Origin of the sequence: Photobacterium sp. GB-36, from assembly GCF_003026135.1 — a bacterium.
Classification (GTDB): Bacteria; Pseudomonadota; Gammaproteobacteria; order Enterobacterales; family Vibrionaceae; genus Photobacterium.
The window spans coordinates 304,282-331,169 of sequence record NZ_PYNY01000001.1 but is presented as its reverse complement, the minus strand read 5'-3'; the positions used below and the strand labels follow the sequence as shown (position 1 = coordinate 331,169).

The following is a 26,888-nucleotide window of genomic DNA, read 5'->3' as shown; positions in this document are numbered from 1 at the left end:
AGTAATATTTACACTGATTGGTGTGGAGATTAATTGTGTGATTGATGAAAGGAAGGCTGTATAACAAATGATCTAAAGCATAGACTAATAACAGTCAATATTCGGTGGATGATGCAGAGGGATAGGATGCTTGAAATTACAATGATAAGTACCGGTGAAGAGGTCTTACTGGGTGATATAACAGATACTAATGCAACGTGGTTATCTCGTCTTTTTTTTCAACATGGCTTTCCAATGACACGTCGAATAACTGTTGGTGATCATTGTGAGCGAATAGCAAAAGAAATTGAGTCATGCAGTTTTAATAGCGATATTGTTATTGTTAATGGTGGACTAGGGCCTACAAGTGATGATTTAAGTGCTGCCGCGGCGGCAATGGCTGCTGATGTTGGCTTGGAGCAATCTGAGCATTGGGTTTCGGAGATGAAAGCAAAATATAAAAAGCTAAATCGAGAAATGCCTGTGGCTAATTTGAAGCAAGCAATGCTACCTGAAGGGGCTGAATTAATCGATAACCCTGTTGGCACTGCCTGTGGCTTTTCAATTAAATTAAATCGTGCTTGGATATGTTTTACTCCAGGCGTTCCCAGTGAATTTAAGTTTATGGTTAAAGAGAAAATACTGCCATATTTACAATTACACTATCCTCAGATCCAATCGTTGCAATGTCATCGATTATTTACCTATGGTTTGTCAGAGTCCGGAATAAGTGACACCTTGAAGCATATCGTTTTACCGCACGGTTATGAATTGGGGTACCGTTCTTCATTACCCTTTATTGAGGTGAAACTATTCGCACCATCAAATGATCGCTATGCACTAGAACTATTAAATAAAATGGAACGATTGCTAGGCGATAACATTGTGGGAAAAAATTTGAGCTTACTTGATAACCTTGAATATCTCATTGAAAAAAAGCAGAAAAAAATGGGTTTGTCGGAGTGTTCAACAGGCGGTTTTGTAGTCAATTGGCTTAATCAAAAATGTAAGTTAAGCGAATACATTGTATCTGCCACCGTCAACCATAATGCTATGAAAGAAGAGAACAGTTTAGAAACGTTAGTGAGTGAAATAGATAAGCAACTGTCTCTCATTTATAGCCACTCAAAGGTTGATATTGGCTTATATTCTGGCGCTATAGTAGAAGATTGTTTTACTGTAGGGATAATCACTTTGGAAGGTCGGTGGATCCAACAATTACAGTTTAAGCGTGAATACACATATAACGATCAACGCGCGATTATTGCCACAGTGCTTCTTGATATGCTTCGTCGTCAACTGGAAGGGATTAACGTTTTTGGTCACTATGAATCGTTAAATAGAAGATTGAAAAAACATAGTCTATAACTGCTAGGTTAACCTATATTGCAGTTTATGAATCATAGCGTTGACAAGTAAAATGCAAGCATAATATTGGCATAGATTATAAAGATTGCGCCTTATTTTGAATGCTGTATTATTAGGTTATATTAAGAGAAAATAATTGCAAATCAGTATCCTATCTTTCTGATAGTGAAGTTAACTGAGTAACATATTTCGTTGCTATGGTTATGATTTGAAAATCGCAAAGGATAGAAGATAAATGACTTTTAAATTAAAAAAGCTAGCGTTAGCCACTTCAGTTGTACTTTCTGCATTCATGCTACAAGCTTGTAATGATGCTGACACTGCGGCAAATCACAACCAGCAGCAAACAGAATCAACGGCTAAAACAGAGAAAGCTGAGATGAAATCATTAGATGTTAATGTTATTTACCTTGATCGCCGTATGCTACCACCAGGTGCTGTGTTAAAAGTTGCATTAGAAGATGTGTCTCTTGCTGATGCGCCCTCAACGACAATTACAAGTGAATCAATGGACGTTGCCGGTGCGCCGCCATACCCTGTAGCACTTCAATATGACGCTGCGAAAATTCAAAATAATCATCGCTATAGCTTACGTGCAACCATTAAGGTTGGTGATAAGCTAGTCATGACTTCAACAACAAGCATTGACCCATTTGCAGCAGACGTAAAACAGCCTATAGAGATTAAATTAGACCGTGTTGCTCATCAGCCAAATGAAACAACAGAGAATACTCCGTTAGTTGGTCATAAATGGGATTTAGTGACGCTTGAAGGTGAAACTGTAAAACCTGGTGCTGGTGGTAATGTGGCATTTATCCAATTTGATATGGATAATAAATCGGCTCATGGTTTTTCTGGCTGTAATAACTTCCAAGGCTCATTTGAAACATCTAATGGCACACTAACGATGGGGCCTGCAGCTGCAACACGTAAAATGTGTATGGATGGTATGGAGCTAGAAAAGTCATTTTTAGAAACTATGCCTAGTTTTGCAAGCTATGTAATTGTTGATAATGTACTTACAGTGAAAGATAAGCAAGGAAATCAGGTTGCGACCTTTAAAAATGGTAAGTAAGACTTAATATAATAAATATTAAAACTTAATAGATTGATAGAGCGCGTAAATTGTAATTACTAATTACATTTACGCGCTTTTTTATTATGTGATATAAATCACCGTCACATATCCTAAATAAGACTGTAATAAAAACTTATTATTTTTTTTAGGCATTCTAAGAATATACATCTATTCTATTATTATGTTTATTTGTACTACCTTAAATTTACTCATTACTAATTAAAGGATTATATAAATAATTTAAACTTAAATTTTAATATAATTAATAACTTAGAAGGTTGATTATTTTATGAGTTCTACCAGTAACAAAATGGGGTTAATGGGTTTAACAACCATTGTCACCGTTAATATGATGGGATCCGGGATAATATTATTACCATCAAGTCTTGCTGTAACAGGAGGTATAGCCCTATTAGCATGGGTTGTTACAGCATTAGGTGCACTTGCAATTGCTTATGCTTTTGCAAAGTGTGGAATGTATTGTACGGATGATGGCGGGATGTCCGCATATGCTGAAAAAGCACATGGTAAATCCAGTTTTTTTATTGCTTCTTATACTTACTATGTGTGTTTAGTTATTAGTGCGGTTGCGATTGCTGTATCGTGTGTCGGGTATTTAGAGTATTTTATCCCGTGGTTAAAAGAGACTCCAATTCATACTTTTTTTGGAGTTATTGCTATTTTAATTATCACTATGTTTGCCAATGCTAGAGGTGCAAGAATAACAGGGCGAATATCTACAGTTACTGTATGGGGGATCATAATTCCCGTACTTGGTTTGTCACTTATTGGTTGGTTCTGGTTCGACCCGAAAATTTTCTCGGAAGCTTGGAACCCGCATGGTGTCTCGGTCGGTAGTGCTGTTTATTCTGGTATGGCGTTAACGCTGTGGGCTTTCTTAGGAATAGAATCAGCAGGGGCTAACTCAGGTACTGTTGAAAACCCTAAACGTAATGTGCCTCTTGCCTGTATGCTCGCCACCGTTTTTTCTGCAGCAACTTATATTGCGTCTACAACTGTTATTCAAGGTATTATTCCTAACGATATTTTAGCTAAATCAGATTCCCCTTTTGGTCTTGTTTTTGCTCAGATGTTTAACCCATTCGTTGGGGAGATTATTACTGCAATGGCAATTCTGGCCTGTGTTGGTTCACTGCTTGGTTGGCAGTTCACCAATGCCCAAGTCTCGAAAGTTGCTGCTGATATGCGATTATTTCCAAAGATTTTCTCTGATGTAAATAAGCATGATGCGCCGTTTAAAGGCATGATGATTATGCTAGCTTTAGAATTATCGCTGGCTGTGATGACTATTTCCCCAACCTTATTAAAACAATTTAACGTCTTGGTTAATTTAGCCGTGTTTATCAATATGGTGCCATATATTCTATCACTTACAGCTCTTGGTATAATTATGAAGCAGGCTAATGTAAGTCAGAAAGAATATAACACGGGCATATTAGTCGGATCTGTTGCTGTTATTTACAGTATTTATGGTGCGTACTCTACAGGTGAGGAAGCCGTATTCTATGGCGCCGTTATTACATTATTTGGTTATTTCTTCTATGGGTTCATCGCTAGCCGAGATGCAGTTCCTAATAAAACATAAATGTTGGCATTTAATTTAAACACAAATGATCTATCGAAATGAATTTTATTATAACAGGACCAGAATATGCTTAATTACGGAAAACATAAGAGAGTTTTAATTTTTGATAACTCGCAAAAAACTGGGGTTATTGCGAATGCAATTGATCGTTTAGTCGAACAATTTAAAAATGAATCGATTACCGTTCTTAGCGCCTCTTCTTATGATGATTGTTATTCTATTCTAAATGTTAATTTAGCAATTGATTGCTTAATGCTGACCTCAAGTATGACAGGGCAGCAACAAGAAGAAAACGATATGTTCTTTTCGTTGATTGAAAAATTAAATCAACGCCAAGAAGGGGTTCCCGTATTTTTACTGGCAGAAAGAAAAAAAGTGACCTTGACTATTAACCGCGAGTTAATGTCTCAGGTTGATGAGTTTGCGTGGATATTAGAAGATACGGCTGACTTTATTGCTGGTCGTGCCATAGCGGCGATGGAACGTTATCGAGAGCAATTACTGCCGCCACTCGCATCTGCGATGATGAAATATGATGATATTCATGAGTATTCTTGGGCCGCACCTGGACACCAAGGTGGTGTCGGTTTCCGTAAAACACCGGCGGGTCAACGATTCTATAACTATTATGGGGAAGGTCTATTCCGCTCTGATATGGGGATCGAGCGAGGTTCTTTAGGCTCGTTATTGGATCATACGGGAGCGTTTGGTGAGAGTGAAGAATACGCGGCAAAAGTTTTTGGTGCAGATAAATCCTATTCTTTAGTCACTGGTACATCAGGTGCAAACCGTACCATTATGCAAATTTGTATGCGTGAAAATACTCTCGCTATCTGTGATCGAAACTGTCATAAATCTATTGAGCAGGGATTAATGCTTACTGGTGCATTACCGGTTTACATGGTACCAACTCGAAATCGTTACGGTATTATTGGTCCTATTTATCCAGATCAAATGTCGCCAGAAGGTTTAAAGAAATCAGCAGAAAGTAGCGAACTCACGAAAGCTAAAGCCGGAACACAAGCAACTTATGCAGTGGTGACAAACTGTACTTATGATGGTTTGTGTTATAACGCTAAGCGTGCGCAAGATATATTAGCAGAAAGTAGTAATCGTATTCACTTTGATGAAGCCTGGTATGGCTATGCGCGTTTTAATCCTATTTATACCGATCACTTTGCGATGCGTGGTGAGCCAATAGAAGATCCTGATGCACCAACAGTGTTCGCGACACACTCAACGCATAAATTATTAAACGCATTGTCACAGGCGTCATGGATCCATGTACGCTATGGTAAAGATCATATTAATTTTGAGCGTTTTAATCAGTCTTACATGATGCATGCAACAACATCACCGTTATATGCAATTAGTGCATCTAACGATATCGCTGTATCACAAATGGATGGTCCTCGAGGTCAATCTTTAACTCATGAAGTAATTAAAGAAGCGATTGATTATCGTCAGGCGATGGGGCGTTTACATAAAGAATTTGCTGCTGATGGTGAGTGGTTCTTCAAACCATGGAATGCAGAAACGATCACTGATCCTGATACGGGTAAAGTCTATGATTTTGAAGATGCGCCGGCAGAGCTTTTAGCAACGCATCAAGATTTCTGGGTGATGAAGCCTGGTGATAAATGGCATGGGTTTGAAGATATGCCTGCTGATTGGTGTATGCTCGATCCAATTAAAGTCAGCATCTTAGCACCTGGTATGGGAGATGATGGCAAGTTATTGGATACAGGTGTACCTGCAGCGTTGGTTACACAATACCTTACTCGATTTGGCATAGTGCCAACTCGAACGACAGACTTCCAAGTTATGTTCTTATTCTCAATGGGGATCACTAAAGGTAAGTGGGCAACGCTTGTTAATACCTTATTGAGCTTTAAAACACACTACGATAATAATACGCCACTGAAAAATGCTTTACCGGATCTTGTTGCTGCTCATCCTGATGTGTATGGGCATTTAGGCTTAAAAGATCTTGGTGATAAGATGTTTGGCTATTTGAAACAACATACGCCATCGGAAATGCTAAATGCGGCTTATTCAACCTTACCTAAGGCTGATATTACGCCACGCGCTGCGTTTGAAGCGATAGTTGATGATAATGTTGAAATGGTACCTTCTGATAAGCTACAAGGTCGTATTGCAGCCAATGCGGTTATCCCATATCCACCGGGTATTCCAATGTTGATGTCAGGTGAGAACTTTGGTGATGATAGTAGCCCGCAGATTGGTTACCTTCATAGCCTTGAAGTATGGGATAAAGAATTCCCAGGCTTTGAGCATGAGACAGAAGGGACAGAAGTTGAAGACGGTGTTTACCACGTAATGTGTGTGAAAAATAAGTAACGTGATTTAGCACTAAAAGAAAAGGTAGCTCTATATTATTGAGCTACCTTTTTTGTTGTTTCTTGCTTTGTTGTAACTTGGTAATCAAATTCTATTTCGACATCTGATTTAGGGACTGACCGACAGGTTAATATTTCATTTGGTGCAATAAAAGCGAGTGCGTCATGTTGATCAACAGCACCTTGTTTTAACTTACAACGGCAAGCACCACACATACCATTTCGACACTGGTATTCAGGTTGAATCCCCGCTTGCTCTAGTTGCTTGAGTAAAGGCTCATGGGTATTTCCATGAACCTTCACACCATTAACCTTAATGGTTAATTGACTCATAGTTCGAAGTCACCAAGATCATCAGCACTTACATCGTTGTCAATTTGACCCACAAGGTATGAACTGATCTCAGCTTCTTGTGGTGCAACTTGTACGTTGTCAGAAGATAACCAAGAATTAATCCATGGAATTGGGTTTTGTGTTGCGCCTTCATAGGCTGGGCGTAAACCCACAGCAACCATGCGTAAATTGGTAATATATTCTACATACTGACACAAGATTTGCTTATTTAAGCCTATCATTGAACCATCTTTAAATAGATAGTCCGCCCATTCCTTTTCTTGTTCTGCTGCTGCTTTGAAAAGATCAAAGCAATCTTGCTCACACTCTGCAGCAATTTCGACCATTTCAGGATCGTCATGACCATTACGTAGTAAGTTCAGAATGTGCTGGGTGCCAGTTAGGTGCAACGCCTCATCACGTGCAATTAGCTTGATGATTTTTGCATTACCTTCCATTAGTTCGCGTTCAGCGAAAGCAAATGAACATGCGAAGCTTACGTAGAAACGAATCGCTTCTAGTGCGTTCACAGACATTAGACATAGGTATAGCTTTTTCTTAAGTTCACGAAGGCTAACTGTGAATGGTACACCGTTAGCAGAATGATTACCTTCACCAAAGCGGTGGTAGTCATTCGTAGCAGTAATTAGATCATCATAGTATCTAGAAATATCACCAGCACGTTTAATAATATGCTCATTCTCGACGATATCGTCAAAAACCACAGAAGGGTTGTTAACGATATTGCGGATAATATGCGTATAAGAACGTGAGTGAATTGTTTCAGAGAACGACCAAGTTTCAATCCATGTTTCTAATTCAGGAAGAGAAACAATCGGTAATAGTGCCACGTTAGGACTACGGCCTTGAATCGAATCAAGTAATGTTTGGTATTTTAGATTACTAATGAAAATATGCTTTTCATGATCTGGCAGGTTGTTGTAATTAATACGATCGCCAGAAACGTCCACTTCTTCTGGACGCCAGAAAAATGATAATTGTTTTTCGATAAGTTTTTCGAAAATTTCAAATTTTTGTTGATCGTAGCGAGCAACATTTACAGATTGACCAAAGAACATAGGCTCTTTTAATTGATCATTACGTGTTTGACAAAAAGTACTATAAGCCATGATTTCCTCAAATCAAAGGGGAGCCATGAGGCTCCCATTTAATAATTAAATTTTACAACTGGTGCAATCGTCCGCTGCCATATCACCCTGACTATCAGAGGCACCATCACGAGTGTTATGGTAGTAAAGGGTTTTTACACCAAGTTTGTAAGCATTTAGTAGATCCTTAAGTAGCAGCTTCATTGGAACTTTACCGCCAGCTTGCTTACTTGGATCATAATTGGTGTTAGCCGAGATCGCTTGGTCGATAAATTTCTGCATGATACCTACAAGTTGCAGGTAACCATCGTTACTGCCGATATTCCATAGTAGCTCGTAGTTATCTTTGTACTTGGCGTAATCAGGAACAACTTGCTTCAGGATACCATCTTTTGACGCTTTAACTGAAACGAAACCTCGTGGTGGCTCAATACCATTTGTCGCATTAGAAATTTGCGACGATGTTTCTGATGGCATTAATGCCGATAGGGTTGAGTTACGTAGACCGTGTGTTTTGATCTCTTCACGTAATGTTTCCCAATCGTAGCGTAATTCAGCAGAACAAATATTATTGATATCTTTTTTATAGGTATCAATAGGTAGAATGCCTTGTGCATAGGTTGTCTCATTAAAGGCAGGGCAAGCACCTTGCTCTTTAGCCAGACTCACAGATGCTTTCAATAAGTAATATTGAATTGCTTCAAAGGCTTCGTGTGTCAGGTTATTTGCGCTGCCGTCAGAGTAACGCACACCATTTTTCGCTAAGTAGTAAGCAAAGTTAATCACACCCACACCTAATGTACGACGGTTCATCGTTGAACGACGCGCTGCTGGAAGTGGGTAATCTTGGTAATCCAATAACGCATCAAGCGCACGAACAGTTAGCTCTGCTAGCTCTTCTAAATCATCAAGGCTATCAATAGCACCTAAGTTAAATGCAGACAGCGTACACAGTGCAATTTCACCGTTTTCATCTTCAACGTTGTTCAGTGGCTTAGTCGGCAGTGCGATTTCAAGACACAGGTTAGATTGACGAATAGGAGCAACCGCCGGATCAAATGGGCTGTGTGTATTACAGTGGTCAACGTTTTGGATGTAAATACGACCTGTTGACGCACGCTCTTGCATCAGTAGTGAGAACAAATCAATTGCCTTGATTGTTTCACGCTTAATGCTGCTATCTTGCTCATATTTTAGGTATAAACGCTCGAACTCGTCTTGATCAGCAAAGAATGCATCGTACATTCCTGGTACGTCAGAAGGAGAAAACAGAGAAATATTTTCGCCTTTGATCAAACGGGTGTACATCAGTTTGTTGATTTGAACGCCGTAATCCATATGACGAACACGGTTTTCTTCAACACCACGGTTATTTTTAAGCACTAACAGTGATTCAACTTCACGGTGCCAAATAGGGTAGAACAGTGTTGCTGCACCACCACGCACGCCGCCTTGAGAACAGCATTTAACAGCAGTCTGGAAGTATTTGTAAAATGGAATACAGCCTGTATGGAAAGCTTCACCACCACGAATTTCAGAGCCTAGTGCACGAATACGGCCAGCATTAATACCAATACCTGCACGCTGTGATACGTAACGAACAATAGAACTTGCCGTCGCATTGATAGAATCAAGGCTGTCATCACATTCAATCAGTACACAAGAGCTAAATTGACGTGTAGGCGTGCGAACACCAGACATAATTGGTGTTGGTAGTGAAATTTTAAATAGTGATGATGCATCATAGAAACGCTTAATGTAATCAAGACGTGTTTCTTTTGGATACTTATTAAATAAAGCTGCTGCAATCAGGATGTATAGGAATTGGGCACTTTCAAAAATTTCACCTGATACACGGTTTTGAACAAGGTATTTACCTTCAAGCTGTTTAACCGCTGCGTATGAAAAGTTCATATCGCGCCAGTGATCGATAAAAGTATCCATCACTGCGAATTCTTCTGCGGTGTAATCTTCTAACAAGTGGCTGTCGTATTTACCTTTAGCTACAAGGTTTTTAACGTGCTCATATAGCTTTGGTGGCTCAAATTGACCGTACGCTTTTTTACGTAGATGGAAAATCGCCAAGCGTGCAGCAAGGTATTGGTAATCAGGAGTCTCTTCAGAGATTAAATCCGCCGCAGCTTTGATGATTGTTTCATGGATATCATCAGTACGGATACCATCGTAAAACTGGATATGAGACTTTAGTTCTACTTGAGATACAGAAACGTTTTCTAAACCTTCTGCAGCCCATTCAATTACGCGGTGGATTTTATCTAAATCGATATTTTCAGTACGGCCGTCGCGCTTGGTAACTGTTAGTTGTTGAGTCATTTTTAGTTAGTTTCCCAGTTTTCCTTGCATATGAGCTTTTTTTGCAACTTTCTATAAATAGATTAGCAAAGAATGTGATCTTTGATAAAAATTCTTGTAAGACAAAAACACTATATGTTGGGGTGTGCTGTCAAAGTGATTACAAGATAGTGGTGATTTCTTTTTTTTGCAAGATGACATTTTTTGACCAGCTGTGGATAAGATGGGGATTTTTATAAAAAAGTCAGTGCCTACTTACTTAACTCGCTAATGCCATCAATTAGATAGCAAATTGCAATATTGGATGGTGAGATTTTAGTGAGAAAAAAAATATTTTTTTGTTGAAATTTAGTGGTTTTAGGAGTTCAAAAATTGTTGTGAGTGATATCAACAAATACTAAGTAACCCTTGATATGACAAGATATTTTTGAGTGACTATGTACACAGTTTATTGGTCTAATGTTATTGAGATGTTTATTGATAGAAGAGTTGAAATGCATAAGGTGGAATAACAAGAGCGGAGCTTCAACATTGAATACGCAATGTTGAAGCTAAAAGCGTCATTTATGTAGGTTAGCTTTGCTTTTGGGTGTGAACAATATAGTTCACATCAACATTGGAGCCTAAACTATAAGCATTTGTTAGAGGATTATAATGTAAACCGATAATATGACGCTCTTCTAATTCTGTTTTATCAATCATTGCTATTAATTCAGAAGGGCGAATGAACTTATTATGATCATGTGTTCCCTTGGGAACGATACGCATCACATGCTCAGCACCAACAATAGCAAAAAGGTAAGATTTGAGATTACGGTTTAAGGTTGAAAAGAAAACGTGGCCGCCCGGCTTAACCATTCTCGCACAGGCTGCAATTATTGATGCTGGATCAGGAACATGCTCTAGCATTTCCATGCATGTAATAACATCATAATATCCATGACGCTCATCAGCATGCTCTTCTGCTGTTGCTTGAATGTAGTCTAACTTTGTCCCTGTCTCTAATGCATGTAAACGAGCAACAGTTAATGGTTCTTTGCCCATATCGAGACCAGTTACTTCAGCACCTTCAATTGCCATACTTTCAGCTAAGATACCACCGCCACAACCGACATCGAGTACCTTTTTGCCAAAGAGACCATTAGCGTGATCAATAACGTAATTTAGACGAAGGGGATTAATTTGATGGAGAGGTTTAAATTCACCTTCTAGATCCCACCAGCGAGAGGCCATATCTTCAAATTTACTGATCTCTGCTGGATCAACATTTAGTGGTTTGCTCATTACATTGATGCCATTTTCCTTAATTGATACTGTGCATTATGCGAAATAATTGAATGGTTGCAAAGCGGTAAAATAAAGGGTGATTGATTCAGAAAAGAAATAGCCAAACGAGATGTGTTTGGCTATTTGATTATGTATTGATAGCAAAACTAATCATTAAAGGAGGTTAAGGTGGCAGGAATAAGCTCTGGGCTCACAGAGCCACCAAGAAAAGTGAGTGTCGCGAGTATTGCCATTAATATGTATTTTCCAATGACTATTGATAGTCCAATTATATTTATTGCTGTACCCATCAGCGTATCCTCATACATCCATTAAGTAGGCGTATAATAAGATTTTTGACCTAAAATCTGCCTATCTATTGTATATTGTGTATATTGGTTTAGTAACCACACTATTTTAATGGGTATTGGGGCGTAAAAGTTGCGACAACTCTCAATCTTATGATTCATTAATCAATTGCAACGCATACAGTAAAAAATTAAGTTATCACTCTAGTTTTTACAAATCGTTACATATTCGGTAAGTTAAAATAGTTACATTATGATTTGAGTTGTTCTTCCAATAGTGTGTAATTTATAAACAGGTGCATATATTCAATTCACAATTGTGACATCGTTTATTTCTGTTTTATTTCATTTCCGCTAAATTACTCACAACATAAGTCGTGAAAGGTGTGCCTATTAGGGCTGTAATATGCTATATTCTTACGCCTTGCACGTATAAAAATACGACAGAAATTACCTGAGGGATATTGGCTCCATGAGCGATCTTGCAAAAGAGATCACGCCCATAAATATTGAAGATGAGCTGAAAAGCTCTTACCTCGACTATGCGATGTCAGTAATCGTTGGTCGTGCTCTTCCTGATGTGCGTGATGGCCTTAAGCCAGTACACCGCCGCGTTTTATTCGCGATGAATGTACTAGGCAATGACTGGAATAAAGCATATAAAAAATCTGCCCGTGTGGTAGGTGATGTTATCGGTAAATATCACCCACATGGTGATAGTGCTGTGTACGATACAATTGTACGTATGGCCCAACCATTCTCGTTGCGTTACATGCTCGTAGATGGTCAGGGTAACTTTGGTTCAATCGACGGCGATTCAGCCGCTGCGATGCGTTATACCGAAGTTCGTATGTCTAAAATCGCACATGAACTACTTGCTGATCTAGATAAAGAAACTGTGGATTATGTACCAAACTACGATGGTACAGAGCAAATCCCTGCAGTATTACCAACAAAGATCCCTAACCTATTGGTGAATGGCTCTTCTGGTATTGCTGTAGGTATGGCAACAAATATTCCGCCGCATAATCTAGGTGAAGTGATCAATGGCTGTTTAGCTTATATCAATGATGAAGACATCACCATTGATCAGCTAATGGAATACATTCCAGGCCCAGATTTCCCGACAGCTGCAATGATCAGCGGTCGTAAAGGGATTATTGACGCTTATCATACTGGCCGTGGTAAAGTTTACATGCGTGCCAAAGCGGAGATTGAAGTTGAGAAGAATGGTAAAGAAACCATTGTTGTTCACGAAATTCCGTACCAAGTTAACAAAGCTCGCTTAATCGAGAAGATTGCAGAGCTTGTTAAAGATAAGAAAGTTGAAGGCATTAGTGCACTACGTGACGAATCTGATAAAGATGGTATGCGTATTGTTATTGAATGTAAGCGTGATGCTGTGGGTGAAGTTGTACTTAACAACCTTTATGCACAAACTCAGCTACAAACCACATTCGGCATCAACATGGTTGCACTGGATAACGGTCAGCCAAAAATCTTTAACTTAAAAGAAATGCTGAAGTGCTTCGTGAATCACCGCCGTGAGGTGGTAACACGTCGTACTATTTACGAATTGCGTAAAGCGCGTGATCGTGCACACATCCTTGAAGGTCTTGCTCTTGCTTTGGCTAACATTGATGAAATTATTGAGCTTATCCGCCGTGCACCAACACCTGCAGAAGCGAAAGCTGGTTTAATTGCACGTGGCTGGGATCTTGGTAATGTAGCAGCAATGCTTGAGCGTGCTGGTACAGATGCTGCACGTCCTGAGTGGCTGGAAGAGCAATTCGGTATTCGTGATAATCAGTACTACTTAACTGAACAGCAAGCACAAGCGATTCTTGATCTTCGTCTACACAAGCTAACAGGGCTTGAGCACGAGAAGATTTTAGAAGAGTACAAAGCACTGCTTGATGAAATCGCGGAACTAATGTACATCCTGTCAAGCTCTGAGCGCTTGATGGAAGTGATCCGTGAAGAGCTAGAGCTAGTTAAAGAGCAGTTTAACGATGAACGTCGTACTGAGATCACTGCTGCTAGCCACGACATCGATTTAGAAGATTTAATCACTCAAGAAGATGTTGTTGTAACGCTATCTCATGAAGGTTACGTTAAGTATCAAGTTTTAAGCGACTATGAAGCACAGCGTCGTGGTGGTAAAGGTAAAGCTGCAACGCGTATGAAGGAAGAAGACTTCATTGAGCGTCTGTTAGTTGCTAATACTCACGATACGATTTTATGTTTCTCTAGTCGTGGCCGTATGTACTGGCTGAAGGTATATCAATTACCATTAGCAAGCCGTACTGCACGTGGTAAGCCAATTGTGAACATTCTACCTCTTGAAGAAAATGAGCGTATCACCGCTATTCTTCCAGTACGTGAATACACAGAAGACAAGTTCGTCTTTATGGCAACCGCTGACGGTACAGTGAAGAAAACACCATTAACTGACTTTAGTCGTCCTCGTAGTGCCGGTATTATTGCCGTTAATCTACGTGAAGGTGATTCATTGATCGGTGTTGATGTTACTGACGGTGACTGCGATATCATGCTGTTCTCTGCATTTGGTAAAGTTGTTCGCTTCTACGAAAGTCCTGTCATTGATGCTGAAGGCAACGCGAAAGGCGGTGTTCGTGGCATGGGTCGTACAGCGGCAGGTGTTCGTGGTATTAAGTTAGCTGAAGGCGATAAAGTGATTTCACTTATTGTTCCTCATAACGATGGTGATGTACTAACAGTAACTGAAAATGGTTACGGTAAGCGTACAGAATTGGCTGAATACCCAGCGAAGAGCCGTGCAACACAAGGTGTTGTATCGATTAAAGTCTCTGAGCGTAATGGTAGCGTTGTTGGTGCTATTCAAGCAGAAGACGGCGATGAATTCATGATGATCACTAACGCTGGTACGCTTGTTCGTACTCGTGTTTCTGAAGTAAGTCGTGTTGGTCGTAACACTCAAGGTGTAACGCTTATTCGTACTTCTGAAGGCGAGAAAGTTGTTGGCCTTCAACGTATTGATGAACCAGAAGAAGAATTAATTGAAGATGCGGAATTAGTTGAAGGCGAAGCTGTAGAAAATGCACAGCAGCTGCCAGCAACTGATACCAGCTCTGATGATTCAACTGAACAAGAATAAGTTATCTTAACTTGTTGATGAGATGGCGATTACTCCTAGAGTAGTCGCCATTTTTTTATCTCGTATTTTGCTTTTATTAAGAATGTATCAATATAGTTTTTAAAACGCTCAATACGTGAGTTTTTGAATAAATCTACGTTGCCGTATTCGAAATATTTCAGGAAAATTCAATTATTCCAAATATTCATCTGCGCATCATTTTTTTTGTTGGTAGGCTTTTTGTACTTTGTTTATTCATCAAGCTAGCAATTTATAATAAAAACTTTTAAGTTGCTTAATAAAGGTGTAAAAACAAAGGATTGACATTTGCTGTCGTGGCAATGTTTTCTCTTATGTTGTTTTATAATGCTAAAAACGTTATGTGTTTGGTGTTATTAGCTTTATGAAGCAATAGGCATTTATTTTATTTCCCCAAGCAGGAGCAAAGTCAAAATTATGGATAAGGTTTATAACTTTTGCGCAGGACCCGCAATGATCCCCGCAGATGTTCTCGCTAAAGCTCAACAAGAATTGATTAACTGGAATGGTTTAGGTACTTCTGTGATGGAAGTCAGCCACCGTAGTAAAGAATTTCTTGCTGTTGCTGCACAATCAGAACAAGATTTACGCGATCTTTTGAATATTCCTGCTAACTACCATGTGCTGTTCTGCCATGGTGGTGCACGTGGACAGTTTGCCGCTGTACCGTTAAATTTATTGGGTGATGCAGAAACTGCTGATTATATGGATGGTGGCTTCTGGGCGCACAGTGCGATTGAAGAAGCAAAGAAATATTGCCAGCCAAATGCGATTGATATTACCTGTAAAAAAGACGGAAAAAAGGCAGTATTACCAGCTTCACAATGGCCACTCTCTGACGATGCGGCATTTGTGCATTTTTGTCCAAATGAAACGATTGATGGCATTGAAATCCGTGATTTACCTCAGACGGATAAACCCATTGTGGCTGATATGTCATCAACAATTTTATCGCGTAAGATTGATGTATCAAAATACGGTGTAATTTACGCCGGTGCGCAAAAGAACATTGGCCCTGCTGGCTTAACGATTGTTATTGTACGTGATGATTTGCTTGGTAAAGCTAAATCTATTCTACCAAGTATTCTTGATTACACGGTTTTGGTAGAAAAAGAGTCAATGTTTAATACACCCCCAACATTTGCATGGTACTTAGCTGCTGAAGTCTTTAAATGGCTAAAAGCTGTTGGTGGGGTAGAAGCGATGGAAGAGCGTAATCTCGCTAAAGCTAAATTACTGTATGACTTTGTTGATCACTCTGACTTTTATATTAACGAAGTACACAGTGCTAATCGTTCAATTATGAATGTGCCGTTTCAATTACAAAATCCTGAGTTGGATAACTTATTTTTAGAGCAAGCAGATTTGGCTGGCTTAAAAGCATTGAAAGGACATCGTGCAGTGGGGGGGATGCGTGCATCAATCTACAATGCGATGCCATTAGAAGGTGTTCAAGCATTAGTTGATTTTATGGCTAAATTTGAAAAAGAATACGCGTAAAATCAAATAAAATTAAAGCCATAGTAGTCGATATTATGGCTTTTTTTATTTTGATAATGTTTAAAAATAGTAGTGTAATGATATAAATAGAGACGCTAATTTCTGTTACTATTCTTAACAGTTTTATTATTGATGAAAAGCATTTCATATATATAATCGCGCGATTATCCCCCCTAGAATAGCTTTTATCGTTATGTGGAAAATGGCGTCAATTAAGTCATATTACAACAACTATATTAAAGATATATCGATTGTCTTTTTATTGTTATTGCCATTAACGATTTGTAACGCAATAACCATATTTGTTGGTCACTCCTTAAATATTGCAGGATTAACACAAGCTGCGAGTACGTTTTTCTATTTCTCAGATTTACTAATAGGTATTTATCCTATTACGTTGTGTATTATCACAAGCTATTACATTTCAACGAAACATGGTGTCAATGCTATGGTTGTTGTGCCGTATTCATTGCTTATGTACATTGCGATTTCGGTGCCTAATGATCTTGTTGCGGCAAATACAGGATTACCTAATAATCCTCTGATTGCGTTACTGACGGCTATTATTTCAGCAATCTGTTGCGTGTCGTTTCGTTTATTTCCACTTGATCCGTCTCGTTTAGATTTTGTGAAAACACTTTATATACAAGTGGCTCACTTTTTTGCTTTTCTATTGATGACACTTGCACTCGCAAAGTTAATGGAAAGTTTCCTCGCTTTTAGTACAGGTGCGAGCCAATTTATAACGTTAAATCCATTAACTTTTTTAGGCGGTCTTGCATACCAATTTATCTTGGGGTTATTGGGTGCTGTTGGTATTAATGGGCATAACTTTTTATTTCGCGCAAAGCAGCAACTTTTTGAAAACACACAATTAAACATTGCAGCATGGCAAGCTGGAGATGCACCGTTAAATGTCTTAGGGCAAGGTTTTTATGATGCATTTTTATCAATGGGGGGCTCTGGAAACACGATCAGCCTTTTGCTATGTATTTTATTGTTTTCAAAAGATCGTCGCCACATCACGTTAGCAATATCTGCGATACCATTAGTGATCTTTAATATTAATGAGTTATTACTGTTTGGTTTGCCTATTATATTTAATCCAATATTAATTGTGCCTTTTGTGTGTGTACCGTTAGCTAGTTTTGTTGTGGTTTATAGCGCGATATCATTAGGCTTGGTAAATCATGTTGGTACGATTGTTGACTGGATGACACCGCCATTGTTAAGTGGCTATATTGCGACCCAAAATAGTATTGGTGGCGTTGTTCTACAGTTTGTGGTGATAACACTTGGCGTGATGATTTATCGCCCGTTTTATTTGAATTATGTTGGGCGAAGTCGTCAAAATAACATGACGATGAGCCGACAGTCAGAATTAGAAAGCTCAACATTTAAAACCTTCTTAGGTGATATAAACCAAATGATGGGTAGTTATGTGAGTAAGCATGATATAAGCCGTCGGGTTAATCATATGCTTAATAACGGTGAGTTTTTGATGCATTATCAGCCACAGGTAAACGTAACTAATGCGACGAAATTATCTTTTGAGGCGCTAGTTCGTTATAAAGATAAAACGGGTAAACTAAATCCGCCAATCTTTATTAATGATTTTTATCAGCTTGGTGCAATTAAACAATTGGATCAGATGGTTATCGATCTCGTTTTAAATGATATGCAAAGTATGCCTCTAGCTAATGGCTGTAAAGTATCGGTGAATATTTCAGCTGAGAGTATTGCTGATCCTGCAATTATTCATCTGATCATGGAGCGCTTACGCTTTTATAATATTGACCCAGAAAATTTAGAAGTTGAGATCACAGAAGAAGCTATTATCACTGAAGATAAGCAGATTTCTAAAAATATAGATGCACTACAAGCATTAGGGATCACTGTTGCTATCGATGACTTTGGCTCGGGTTACGCGTCGTTCCCGCATTTACTTAAATTTAGCTTCGATAAGGTAAAACTTGATAGATCGTTGTTATTGAATACGCAAAATGAGCGAGAAAAGAACCTTTACCAATTGTTAGCTAAGATCAGTGAAGTAACGGGCTGTGTTCTGGTTGCAGAAGGTATTGAGACGGAACAAGAAAAACAGTTTGTTGAACAGTGTGGTATCGATATTTGCCAAGGCTATTATTTTGCGAAACCTATGCCATTAGATGAGGCACAGGTTTGGGCTAACAGTAAGATCCGGATTTAACAAAAAGCCACAGCATTATGTGGCTTTTTGTTTATTGTTTTGGATATATCAGTTTATTTGTATCGAAACCTGCTTTTTTAGCAATGTTGATATAACGTTCTAATTGCTGTGGGCTTATTTGCTTGTGACGAGATAATAACCAGAAGTAATCGTAGTTGTAACTGCTGATCAGCGCGGTTGAATAGTCTGGCTCTAAATAAAAAATAATATAGCTGCCATAAAAAGGGCCAAAGAAAGAGACTTTAAGGTAGCCAACATTATCATCTTCTACAAATTTGGCTTTACCAATGGCTTCTTTCCATTCTTTTAACTGAGTGTTAAATCCACGATTAACGACTTTTACGCTGCCATCTTCATTCATACTGTAAGTTGCAGTGACATAGTCTAAATCACGCTCAAAGCTATGATCCATTCTTGCTATTTCATGCCACGTTCCCAAGTATTTATTAAGCACAAAAGGTGTTACTGCTTCAATATTGTTGGGTTTACCTGTTGTGCATCCAAACATGGTTGCGATTAACATGATAAAACTTAGCGATTTGATATATTTTGCCATTAATTATTCCTTAATTATTTGGCGGTAAAAATATGACGCTAACGGTAAAGCTGACATTGTCATTGGTTATATGGTAAGGCCAATTCATCCTTTCACAGATCCGTTGCACAATAACTAAACCACACCCATAGCCTTGATTATAGATCTCATTACCATCATGACGGTTAGTAATCATTAGCGTATTTTTGTTTAACTTAATAATAATGTCACCAACGCTATAACTAAATGCATTTTTTATTAGATTGTTAATAATAATGGTGATGAAACTGAGTGGTGCACTGATCGGGGTGTTACATGAAAGCGTCAGCTGATAATTGGTATCTTGTTTAGCAAATAAAGGTTTCATAACCGTAAGCTGCTTACTTAATTCGTCTTCTATATCACAAACGACAAAATGTTGCGGCTCTATATGCTGCTTTCCTAATAACAAAAAAGTTTCTGTGAGAATTTTCATATCCTCACTGGCTTGGTGTAAACGGTTGATCGCCTTTTTTGCAATCATGGGTTGATTAGGAACCTTATCAAGCAGCTCTGCCGAGCCCTGAATAATCATAATAGGCGTACGTAACTCATGCGATGCAAACCGGCTGAATTCTTGCTCTCGCTGAAAGTAATGTGAGATCTCACGTTTACTATCTAATAACGCTTGTTCAATTGCGCGTGTTTCATTGTATTGGGTATCAATAGTAAACTCAGTATGATCTGGCTGCATTTGACCGATCTTATGTTTAATTTGTTCAAATGGATGCGATAGCGAACGAATAAAATAAAAACTATATCCGCCCATTAATAGTGATAACAATACGCCGAAAATAAAAGTGAAGTAGTGTAAGCTATTTTCAAACTCATCTAAGTAATCATCAGCATCATCTTGGTACACAACATACATCAAGCCTTTTCCTGATGGGTGTTTAAAGACAATAAAGTGTTTATCTTCAGTACCGCGGAGGTGTTCATAAAATCCGGGTCTACGGTATGGTTTAAGCCAATCGGGTAACGAATTTTGGCTCCAATAACTTTTAAATTCACTATTGTTGGGAAGAGGGGCTTTTTCGCCCATTTTCTTATAATCAATTTGGTACTGGGAAGATTCCTTATCTAACCAGTGATGAAGGCTAATTACTTCTAATTGATTTTCTGCAATATAAATGACTATCCAAAAAAGAACGAACATACTGAATGCCATGACACTGACGCTAAGTCCAACTTTTTGGTAAAGACTTGGATATTTATGCAGCTTTGATACGGTAGCCTTGTCCATGAATTGTCTCTAATCGTGATTCGGAAAAACCTTTGTCAATGGCGTTGCGTAAACCATAAATATGACTTCGTAATGCATCACTGCAGGGTGATTCTTCTCCCCAAATGGTTTCGATTATTTGCTGTCTAGTAACAACATTAGGTGCATGTTGAACCAACAATTTTAATATTTTAAGTTGGGTACGGTTTAATTTTATTATGTGGTTTTCTCTACGTACTTCATCTGTTTGGTTGTTTATTTGAATATCAGCATAACTTAGCAATCCAATATCTTTACGCTGACCTCGATTAGCAAGAGCCATTATTCGAAGAGATAGTTCTTCCATCGCAAATGGCTTTAGAAGGTAATCATCGCCACCGGCTTTAAAGGCTGCGATTTTATCGTCGAGTGTATCTTTCGCCGTTAGAAACAGAATTGGCGCGCCACAAAAGAGCTCATTCCGAATTTTAGCAACGGTCGAAATACCATCCAATTTAGGCATCATGATATCCATGATAATCACGTCATAATAATTATTTTTAATTAATTTAAGCGCACTTTCACCGTGGTAAGCACAGTCAACAATATTGCCTTCAAGCTCTAGATAGTCAGAGATTGTTTCAACGATTTGGTCATTATCATCAGCAATGAGTATTTTCACGTTTGGCCTTATGTTTTTCACGAATATTTCACAGAGGTAATATTAATATAGTTTTCAATAAAACAACATTCATAATTATAAAGGTTAGTTGATGAAAAAATTGCTCTTAGCGGTAGTGATTGGTGTTGCTCTTTCTGGTTGCGGCGGCGGCGGTGGTAGTGATGAGAGTAAACCGACTCCACCACCTGTTGTTGATATTAAGCCTACAGCAGCACAAGGTACTATTAAGAGTGTGGACTATGATTACAACACTATTAATGTGAATGGTCATAGTTACAAGGTAGAGCAAGTTAAGTATGGCTCTCAAGTGCTACCTATCACTAGCCTTAAACCTGATATGATGGTTGAAGTTTCAATGTTATCCAGAAGCGGTGCTGTTGTTTCTGTTGAGCCGACAATGGTGGGTGTAGTCACAACAATTAGTGCAGATCGTAAAACATTTGTAGTGAATGGTGTGACGTTATCTTTTGCATTAGATCGCCACATTGAATTACATGATTGGGTTATGGTGTCTTCACTGCCACAAGCCACTGCGGATGGTCTTGGATATAAAGTATTGTCGGTTGTAAAAATCGAACAAGAAGATGTTGCGGGTCAATATGAAATTGAAGGTCGTTTGAGCGGTTTAGATCAAAACACGCAAACCTTTAAACTAGGCGCTACTACAAAAGTTTTCTTTACCCCTTACGTCATCGAAGATAATGCCAAATTGATGAATGGTCAGTGGGTCGAAGTTAAAGGCCACATGATTAATGATGAGTTTCATGCAACTGAAGTGGAAGTAGAAACGTATGATGACTTTGATAACGATCATGAAATTGAAGGTATTGTCACTTGGGTAAATAGTGATAAATCCCAATTTGAATTAAATGCACGTGGGCGCTTTATTGTTAATGCACTAACGCGCTTTGAAGACGGAACTAAAGCACGTTTAGCTGCAGGCGAACTGGTTGAAGTTACAGCGTTTAATGGTGTTGCTAAAGAGATTGAATTTGAACGTGGCTTTGGCGGTGAAACAGGCAACTGGCGTGAATTTGATCGTGAAGGCTATGTAACCTCAGTAGGGGATGAGCATTTTAGGATGGCTGGTGAAACATTCTATGTTGATGCTTATACCGAGTTTGAAGACTTTTTAACATTAGAGACGTTACATGGACAATACGTTGAGGTTGAAGGTGTCATTATTAACGGTAAGAAAGTTGCACGTGAAATTGAGCGTGAAGATGACTAATTAGCCATTTTAATAACTAAGAGCACCTAAGGGTGCTTTTAGTTTATTCACTGACACAAAATCGATTTCCTAAATAGCAGCGAATAGCTTGTTCGCTAGCATCAAATTGTGGTGATGGAACATGATGAGGATCGACCCATAACCAATGCTCACATTTATCAGGCTCTTTTAGTTGGACTTCACCTGTAAATGATGTTGCTAACAAAGTAACACTAATATAATGCTTTCCACATTCATCATAAGTTTCTAGGTTGTTAGTTACAGCTATAACCTCGGGATCATAAATCGTTAAATTTGTTTCTTCTTTAACTTCACGAATCGCGCATTGACGAAATGTTTCACCAACCTCCATATGACCGCCTGGAATGGAATAGTAGGGAGCGTGACTGTTTTTTCGTTTTCCTATCAAAATCTGGTTTTGCTCATTTACAATGATGATACCGATCCCGACCATAGGAGTTGTCGTCATTACTACTGTCCTTTAATCCGCTGTTGCATCCTATTGATTTTACCAAATAATAAATCAAATATCGTGATTGTTATAGTGAGCAAGGAACGGGTACTAGCTAACTGATGCAATATTCGTTAATCTTCTTAAAGGTTAAAGAATTAGGATTGGATGAATAATCAAATGGAAAGTATAACGTTACAGCCGATAGCTAAGATCAATGGTGAAGTAAATTTACCGGGCTCAAAGAGTGTTTCGAATCGCGCCCTATTATTGGCAGCGTTAGCAACAGGTACTACACGCCTCACTAATTTATTAGATAGTGATGATATTCGCCATATGCTTAACGGATTAAAGCAGTTAGGTGTGAATTACCAATTATCTGAAGATAAAACAGTTTGTGAAGTTGAAGGCTTGGGCCGCGCATTTTCACCTAATGAGCCCCTTGAATTGTATTTAGGCAATGCGGGTACAGCGATGCGTCCGCTTGCAGCTGCATTGTGTTTAGGCGGCGGTGAATTTGTACTAACGGGTGAGCCGCGAATGAAAGAGCGTCCTATTGGTCATCTTGTTGACGCGTTGCGTAGTGCTGGCGCGGACATTACTTATCTCGAAAATGAAAACTATCCACCACTAAAGATTATGGGTACTGGTTTAAAAGGTGGTGAGGTTGAGATTGATGGCTCTATTTCAAGCCAGTTTTTGACCGCTTTCTTAATGGCTGCACCTTTAGCACAAGCAGACACTGTTATACGCATTAAGGGTGATTTGGTATCAAAACCTTACATTGATATTACGCTACATATTATGGCGCAGTTTGGTGTTGAAGTTGAAAACCGTAATTATCAAGAGTTCGTTGTTCGAGGTAATCAAGCCTATGTTTCACCTGGTGAATTACTTGTTGAAGGCGATGCATCTTCAGCCTCATATTTCTTAGCGGCTGCTGCGATTAAAGGTGGCGAAGTAAAAGTCACTGGTATTGGTAAAAAGAGTATTCAGGGTGATATTCAATTTGCAGATGCGCTTGCTGCGATGGGGGCGGATATCGAGTGGGGCGATGATTATGTTATTGCTCGTTGTGGAGAATTAAGCGCAGTAGATATGGATTTTAACCATATTCCTGATGCGGCAATGACTATTGCAACAACTGCATTGTTTGCCAAAGGTACAACATCGATTCGTAATGTTTATAACTGGCGTGTAAAAGAGACTGATCGTTTAGCTGCAATGGCGACAGAGCTTCGTAAAGTTGGCGCAGAAGTCGAAGAGGGTGAGGATTATATCACTATCGTGCCACCAACCATCTTACAGCATGCGGCGATTGATACTTATGATGACCATAGAATGGCGATGTGTTTCTCGCTGGTGGCATTGAGCGATACACCAGTGACGATTAATGATCCAAAGTGTACCTCAAAAACATTCCCTGACTATTTTGATAAATTAAAGGGATTGAGTTGTTAAGACTGTAATAAATTTTTCTGATAACTGAGATTACATTTTTACAAGCCTGATCTTCTTGCATCAGGCTTTTTTATTGGCGTAAAAAGAAACATAAGGTTAGGACATTACACTATAAATTGAGATTTTTTTTCCGTATAATGTGTCACCGTTTGAAGGTACAGAGAAACCTTTGGTTCTGTCTTTCATCTGTTACGGAAACTACATCGGAGAAAACCTATGTCTACTCATGCTCCAGTCATCACTGTTGATGGTCCAAGCGGCGCCGGAAAGGGGACGCTATGTATGCTATTAGCAGAAAAACTGGGCTGGAATTTATTAGATTCTGGTGCAATTTACCGTGTTTTAGCATTAGCGGCTATTCATCATGGTGTTGATATCGAATCAGAAGACGCTTTAGTTCCTCTTGCTGCGCACTTAGATGTTCAGTTTATTGCAGAAGGTGAGTTGGTTAAGGTTATTCTTGAAGGTGAAGATGTTTCTGGCACGCTTCGCACTGAAGAAGTAGGTAATACAGCATCAAAAGTGGCTGCTTTACCTCGCGTTCGAGAAGCATTACTACGTCGTCAACGCGCCTTTAATGAGCAACCAGGCCTTGTGGCAGATGGTCGCGATATGGGAACCGTTGTTTTTCAAGGCGCAGAAGTAAAAATCTTTCTTGATGCAAGTGCAGAAGAACGCGCAACTCGACGTATGAATCAGTTGCAAAAAAAAGGCTTAGATGTTAACTTTGCCAGCCTTTTAAGCGAAATTCAGGAACGAGACTACCGCGATCGCAATCGTGCTGTAGCGCCTTTACGTCCTGCTGATGACGCACTAGTACTGGATTCAACCGAATTATCGATTGAACAGGTACTTGAGAAAGTCTTAGCATATGTTGATGCTAAGCTAAAATAACGAATCCATATTTAGTTGTGTGAACAGCTAAATAACGTCAGTGTCATGGATGATAACTGACTTTATTATCAACCCCATGCGGTAGGATACCCATGGTTGTTTATCATATTGAAGATTAATTAAATGACTGAATCTTTTGCTCAACTCTTTGAAGAGTCGCTAAACCAAGTTGAAACTCGCCCAGGTGCAATCGTTAAAGGTACTGTAGTAGCTATCGAAAACGGTTACGTACTAGTTGACGCTGGTCTAAAATCTGAGTCATCTATTCCTGCTGAAGAATTCAAGAACGCTGCTGGCGAACTAGAAATCGAAGTTGGTGCTCAGGTAGACGTTGCTCTTGACGCGATCGAAGACGGTTTCGGTGAAACTAAACTTTCTCGTGAGAAAGCTAAGCGCCACGAAGCTTGGATCCAGCTTGAAAAAGCTTACGAAGATGCTGAAACAGTTGTTGGTATCATCAACGGTAAAGTTAAGGGCGGCTTCACAGTTGAACTTAACGGCATCCGTGCGTTCCTACCAGGTTCACTAGTAGACGTACGTCCAGTTCGTGACACTGCTCACCTAGAAAACAAAGAACTTGAGTTCAAAGTAATCAAGCTAGACCAGAAGCGTAACAACGTTGTTGTTTCTCGTCGCGCAGTTATCGAATCTGAGAACAGCGTTGAGCGTGATGAACTACTTGCTTCTCTACAAGAAGGTATGGAAGTTAAAGGTATCGTTAAGAACCTTACTGACTACGGCGCATTCGTTGATCTTGGCGGTGTTGACGGTCTTCTACACATCACTGACATGGCTTGGAAGCGTGTTAAGCACCCTTCTGAAATCGTTAATGTTGGCGATGAAATCAACGTTAAAGTTCTTAAGTTTGACCGTGAGCGTACTCGCGTATCACTAGGTCTTAAGCAACTTGGCGAAGATCCATGGGTTGCAATCGCTAAGCGTTACCCAGAAAGCACTAAGCTTACTGGCCGCGTAACTAACCTAACTGACTACGGCTGCTTCGTTGAAATCGAAGAAGGCGTTGAAGGTCTAGTACACGTTTCTGAAATGGATTGGACTAACAAAAACATCCACCCATCTAAAGTTGTTAACGTGGGCGACGAAGTTGAAGTTATGGTTCTTGATATCGACGAAGAGCGTCGTCGTATCTCTCTAGGTCTTAAGCAGTGTAAAGCTAACCCATGGCAGTCATTTGCAGAAATGCAAGCTAAGGGCGACAAAGTTACTGGTAAGATCAAGTCTATCACTGATTTCGGTATCTTCATCGGTCTTGAAGGCGGCATCGACGGTCTAGTTCACCTATCTGACATTTCTTGGAATGTTTCTGGTGAAGACGCAGTTCGTGACTTCAAGAAAGGCGACGAAATCTCTGCAGTAGTTCTAGCAGTAGACGCTGAGCGTGAGCGTATCTCTCTAGGTGTTAAGCAAATCGAAGAAGACCCATTCAACTCTTTCGTTGCTGATACTAAGAAAGGTGCTCTAGTAACTGGTAAAGTTACTGCTGTTGACGCTAAAGGCGCAACTGTTGAGCTAGGCGAAGGCATCGAAGGTTACCTACGCGCTTCTGAAGCATCTGTAGACCGTGTTGAAGACGCAACTCTAGTTCTTTCTGTTGGCGATTCTGTTGAAGCTAAATTCACAGGCGTTGATCGTAAGAACCGCGTAATCAACCTATCTGTACGTGCTAAAGACGTTGCTGAAGAGCAAGAAGCAATGGCTACTCTGAACAAGCAAGATGATGCTGCGTTCGGTAATGCTATGGCTGACGCTTTCAAAGCTGCTAAAGGCGAATAATTGAGCATAGAGGG

General features: G+C 39.3%; 20 protein-coding genes. 12 read left to right on the top strand and 8 right to left on the bottom strand.

What is annotated here, in order from left to right:
• The first annotated feature begins 126 nt into the window (after positions 1-126).
• The 4 genes from C9J46_RS01430 to adiA all read left to right on the top strand — a co-directional run bounded on the left by C9J46_RS01430 (position 127) and on the right by adiA (position 6,392).
• Entirely contained in the window at positions 127-1,347 is a 1,221-nt protein-coding gene (locus C9J46_RS01430) for a CinA family nicotinamide mononucleotide deamidase-related protein (protein ID WP_107290428.1), read from the top strand.
• Between the two features lie 235 nt (positions 1,348-1,582).
• Positions 1,583-2,422, top strand: a complete 840-nt coding sequence (locus C9J46_RS01425; RefSeq protein WP_107205686.1) for an META domain-containing protein — start codon at positions 1,583-1,585, stop codon at positions 2,420-2,422.
• A gap of 292 nt (positions 2,423-2,714) precedes the next feature.
• Entirely contained in the window at positions 2,715-4,031 is a 1,317-nt protein-coding gene (gene potE, locus C9J46_RS01420; RefSeq protein WP_107205687.1) for a putrescine-ornithine antiporter, read from the top strand.
• 66 nt (positions 4,032-4,097) lie between these two features.
• Entirely contained in the window at positions 4,098-6,392 is a 2,295-nt protein-coding gene (adiA, locus tag C9J46_RS01415) for an arginine decarboxylase (protein ID WP_107205688.1), read from the top strand.
• 35 nt (positions 6,393-6,427) lie between these two features.
• Here the strand turns inward: adiA and yfaE are convergent, their stop codons facing one another.
• The 4 genes from yfaE to ubiG form a co-directional block, all read right to left on the bottom strand.
• Positions 6,428-6,724 (bottom strand): class I ribonucleotide reductase maintenance protein YfaE, encoded by a 297-nt coding sequence (yfaE, locus tag C9J46_RS01410; protein WP_107205689.1) that lies wholly within the window; start codon positions 6,722-6,724, stop codon positions 6,428-6,430.
• Entirely contained in the window at positions 6,721-7,854 is a 1,134-nt protein-coding gene (gene nrdB, locus C9J46_RS01405; protein WP_107245483.1) for a class Ia ribonucleoside-diphosphate reductase subunit beta, read from the bottom strand. Before nrdB ends, yfaE begins: the two co-directional genes overlap by 4 nt.
• Positions 7,855-7,899: 45 nt before the next feature.
• Entirely contained in the window at positions 7,900-10,167 is a 2,268-nt protein-coding gene (gene nrdA / locus C9J46_RS01400) for a class 1a ribonucleoside-diphosphate reductase subunit alpha (protein ID WP_107205691.1), read from the bottom strand.
• Positions 10,168-10,719: 552 nt separating this feature from the next.
• Entirely contained in the window at positions 10,720-11,430 is a 711-nt protein-coding gene (gene ubiG, locus C9J46_RS01395; RefSeq protein ID WP_107205692.1) for a bifunctional 2-polyprenyl-6-hydroxyphenol methylase/3-demethylubiquinol 3-O-methyltransferase UbiG, read from the bottom strand.
• A gap of 171 nt (positions 11,431-11,601) precedes the next feature.
• Between ubiG and C9J46_RS21515 the strand changes: the two genes are divergently transcribed.
• The 4 genes from C9J46_RS21515 to C9J46_RS01380 all read left to right on the top strand — a co-directional run bounded on the left by C9J46_RS21515 (position 11,602) and on the right by C9J46_RS01380 (position 18,586).
• Entirely contained in the window at positions 11,602-11,748 is a 147-nt protein-coding gene (locus tag C9J46_RS21515; RefSeq protein ID WP_158259261.1) for a hypothetical protein, read from the top strand.
• Positions 11,749-12,192: 444 nt separating this feature from the next.
• The gene (gene gyrA, locus C9J46_RS01390; protein WP_107205693.1) at positions 12,193-14,859 is read left to right on the top strand and encodes a DNA topoisomerase (ATP-hydrolyzing) subunit A; all 2,667 of its coding nucleotides are present in this window, start codon (positions 12,193-12,195) and stop codon (positions 14,857-14,859) included.
• 435 nt (positions 14,860-15,294) lie between these two features.
• A complete protein-coding gene (gene serC / locus C9J46_RS01385; protein ID WP_107290427.1) occupies positions 15,295-16,377 on the top strand; it encodes a 3-phosphoserine/phosphohydroxythreonine transaminase in 1,083 nt (360 codons plus the stop codon).
• A gap of 193 nt (positions 16,378-16,570) precedes the next feature.
• On the top strand, positions 16,571-18,586 hold the full coding sequence (locus tag C9J46_RS01380) for an EAL domain-containing protein (protein ID WP_107290426.1): 2,016 nt from the start codon (positions 16,571-16,573) through the stop codon (positions 18,584-18,586).
• A gap of 31 nt (positions 18,587-18,617) precedes the next feature.
• On the opposite strand, the gene C9J46_RS01375 is transcribed toward C9J46_RS01380, so the two are convergent.
• Genes C9J46_RS01375 through C9J46_RS01365 form a run of 3 tightly spaced genes read right to left on the bottom strand, consistent with a single transcriptional unit; the run spans position 18,618 to position 21,043 of the window.
• Positions 18,618-19,142 carry a lipocalin family protein gene (locus tag C9J46_RS01375; RefSeq protein ID WP_107290425.1) on the bottom strand — a complete coding sequence of 175 codons (525 nt, stop codon included), beginning with the start codon at positions 19,140-19,142 and terminating at the stop codon, positions 18,618-18,620.
• A 10-nt stretch (positions 19,143-19,152) separates the two neighbouring features.
• The gene (locus tag C9J46_RS01370) at positions 19,153-20,403 is read right to left on the bottom strand and encodes a HAMP domain-containing sensor histidine kinase (protein ID WP_107290424.1); all 1,251 of its coding nucleotides are present in this window, start codon (positions 20,401-20,403) and stop codon (positions 19,153-19,155) included.
• Entirely contained in the window at positions 20,372-21,043 is a 672-nt protein-coding gene (locus C9J46_RS01365; RefSeq protein ID WP_107290423.1) for a response regulator transcription factor, read from the bottom strand. The genes C9J46_RS01370 and C9J46_RS01365 overlap by 32 nt, the downstream gene beginning before the upstream one ends.
• A 91-nt stretch (positions 21,044-21,134) precedes the next feature.
• On the opposite strand from C9J46_RS01365, the gene C9J46_RS01360 reads away from it, so the two are divergent.
• Complete coding sequence (locus tag C9J46_RS01360) at positions 21,135-22,274, top strand: DUF5666 domain-containing protein (protein ID WP_107290422.1); 1,140 nt, start codon at positions 21,135-21,137, stop codon at positions 22,272-22,274.
• A gap of 43 nt (positions 22,275-22,317) precedes the next feature.
• Here C9J46_RS01360 and C9J46_RS01355 read toward each other — a convergent pair whose 3' ends face one another.
• A complete protein-coding gene (locus C9J46_RS01355; RefSeq protein WP_107205699.1) occupies positions 22,318-22,743 on the bottom strand; it encodes an NUDIX hydrolase in 426 nt (141 codons plus the stop codon).
• Positions 22,744-22,905: 162 nt separating this feature from the next.
• On the opposite strand from C9J46_RS01355, the gene aroA reads away from it, so the two are divergent.
• From aroA to rpsA, 3 genes are all read left to right on the top strand, one after another.
• Positions 22,906-24,186: a 3-phosphoshikimate 1-carboxyvinyltransferase gene (gene aroA, locus C9J46_RS01350; protein ID WP_107290464.1), complete on the top strand. Its 1,281-nt coding sequence runs from the start codon at positions 22,906-22,908 to the stop codon at positions 24,184-24,186.
• Positions 24,187-24,402: 216 nt separating this feature from the next.
• Positions 24,403-25,080, top strand: coding sequence for a (d)CMP kinase (gene cmk / locus C9J46_RS01345; RefSeq protein WP_107205700.1), 678 nt, complete (start codon positions 24,403-24,405; stop codon positions 25,078-25,080).
• Positions 25,081-25,203: 123 nt separating this feature from the next.
• Positions 25,204-26,874, top strand: coding sequence for a 30S ribosomal protein S1 (gene rpsA / locus C9J46_RS01340; protein ID WP_005370867.1), 1,671 nt, complete (start codon positions 25,204-25,206; stop codon positions 26,872-26,874).
• Positions 26,875-26,888: the final 14 nt, after the last annotated feature.

What these genes read in the sequence shown, in the direction of transcription:
- C9J46_RS01430 (WP_107290428.1), top strand. Translation starts at nt 127, where the DNA reads ATGCTTGAAATTACAATGATAAGTACCGGTGAAGAGGTCTTACTGGGT.
- C9J46_RS01425 (WP_107205686.1), top strand. Translation starts at nt 1,583, where the DNA reads ATGACTTTTAAATTAAAAAAGCTAGCGTTAGCCACTTCAGTTGTACTT.
- potE (WP_107205687.1), top strand. Translation starts at nt 2,715, where the DNA reads ATGAGTTCTACCAGTAACAAAATGGGGTTAATGGGTTTAACAACCATT.
- adiA (WP_107205688.1), top strand. Translation starts at nt 4,098, where the DNA reads ATGCTTAATTACGGAAAACATAAGAGAGTTTTAATTTTTGATAACTCG.
- yfaE (WP_107205689.1), bottom strand. Translation starts at nt 6,724, where the DNA reads ATGAGTCAATTAACCATTAAGGTTAATGGTGTGAAGGTTCATGGAAAT.
- nrdB (WP_107245483.1), bottom strand. Translation starts at nt 7,854, where the DNA reads ATGGCTTATAGTACTTTTTGTCAAACACGTAATGATCAATTAAAAGAG.
- nrdA (WP_107205691.1), bottom strand. Translation starts at nt 10,167, where the DNA reads ATGACTCAACAACTAACAGTTACCAAGCGCGACGGCCGTACTGAAAAT.
- ubiG (WP_107205692.1), bottom strand. Translation starts at nt 11,430, where the DNA reads ATGAGCAAACCACTAAATGTTGATCCAGCAGAGATCAGTAAATTTGAA.
- gyrA (WP_107205693.1), top strand. Translation starts at nt 12,193, where the DNA reads ATGAGCGATCTTGCAAAAGAGATCACGCCCATAAATATTGAAGATGAG.
- serC (WP_107290427.1), top strand. Translation starts at nt 15,295, where the DNA reads ATGGATAAGGTTTATAACTTTTGCGCAGGACCCGCAATGATCCCCGCA.
- C9J46_RS01380 (WP_107290426.1), top strand. Translation starts at nt 16,571, where the DNA reads ATGTGGAAAATGGCGTCAATTAAGTCATATTACAACAACTATATTAAA.
- C9J46_RS01375 (WP_107290425.1), bottom strand. Translation starts at nt 19,142, where the DNA reads ATGGCAAAATATATCAAATCGCTAAGTTTTATCATGTTAATCGCAACC.
- C9J46_RS01370 (WP_107290424.1), bottom strand. Translation starts at nt 20,403, where the DNA reads ATGGACAAGGCTACCGTATCAAAGCTGCATAAATATCCAAGTCTTTAC.
- C9J46_RS01360 (WP_107290422.1), top strand. Translation starts at nt 21,135, where the DNA reads ATGAAAAAATTGCTCTTAGCGGTAGTGATTGGTGTTGCTCTTTCTGGT.
- C9J46_RS01355 (WP_107205699.1), bottom strand. Translation starts at nt 22,743, where the DNA reads ATGACGACAACTCCTATGGTCGGGATCGGTATCATCATTGTAAATGAG.
- aroA (WP_107290464.1), top strand. Translation starts at nt 22,906, where the DNA reads ATGGAAAGTATAACGTTACAGCCGATAGCTAAGATCAATGGTGAAGTA.
- cmk (WP_107205700.1), top strand. Translation starts at nt 24,403, where the DNA reads ATGTCTACTCATGCTCCAGTCATCACTGTTGATGGTCCAAGCGGCGCC.
- rpsA (WP_005370867.1), top strand. Translation starts at nt 25,204, where the DNA reads ATGACTGAATCTTTTGCTCAACTCTTTGAAGAGTCGCTAAACCAAGTT.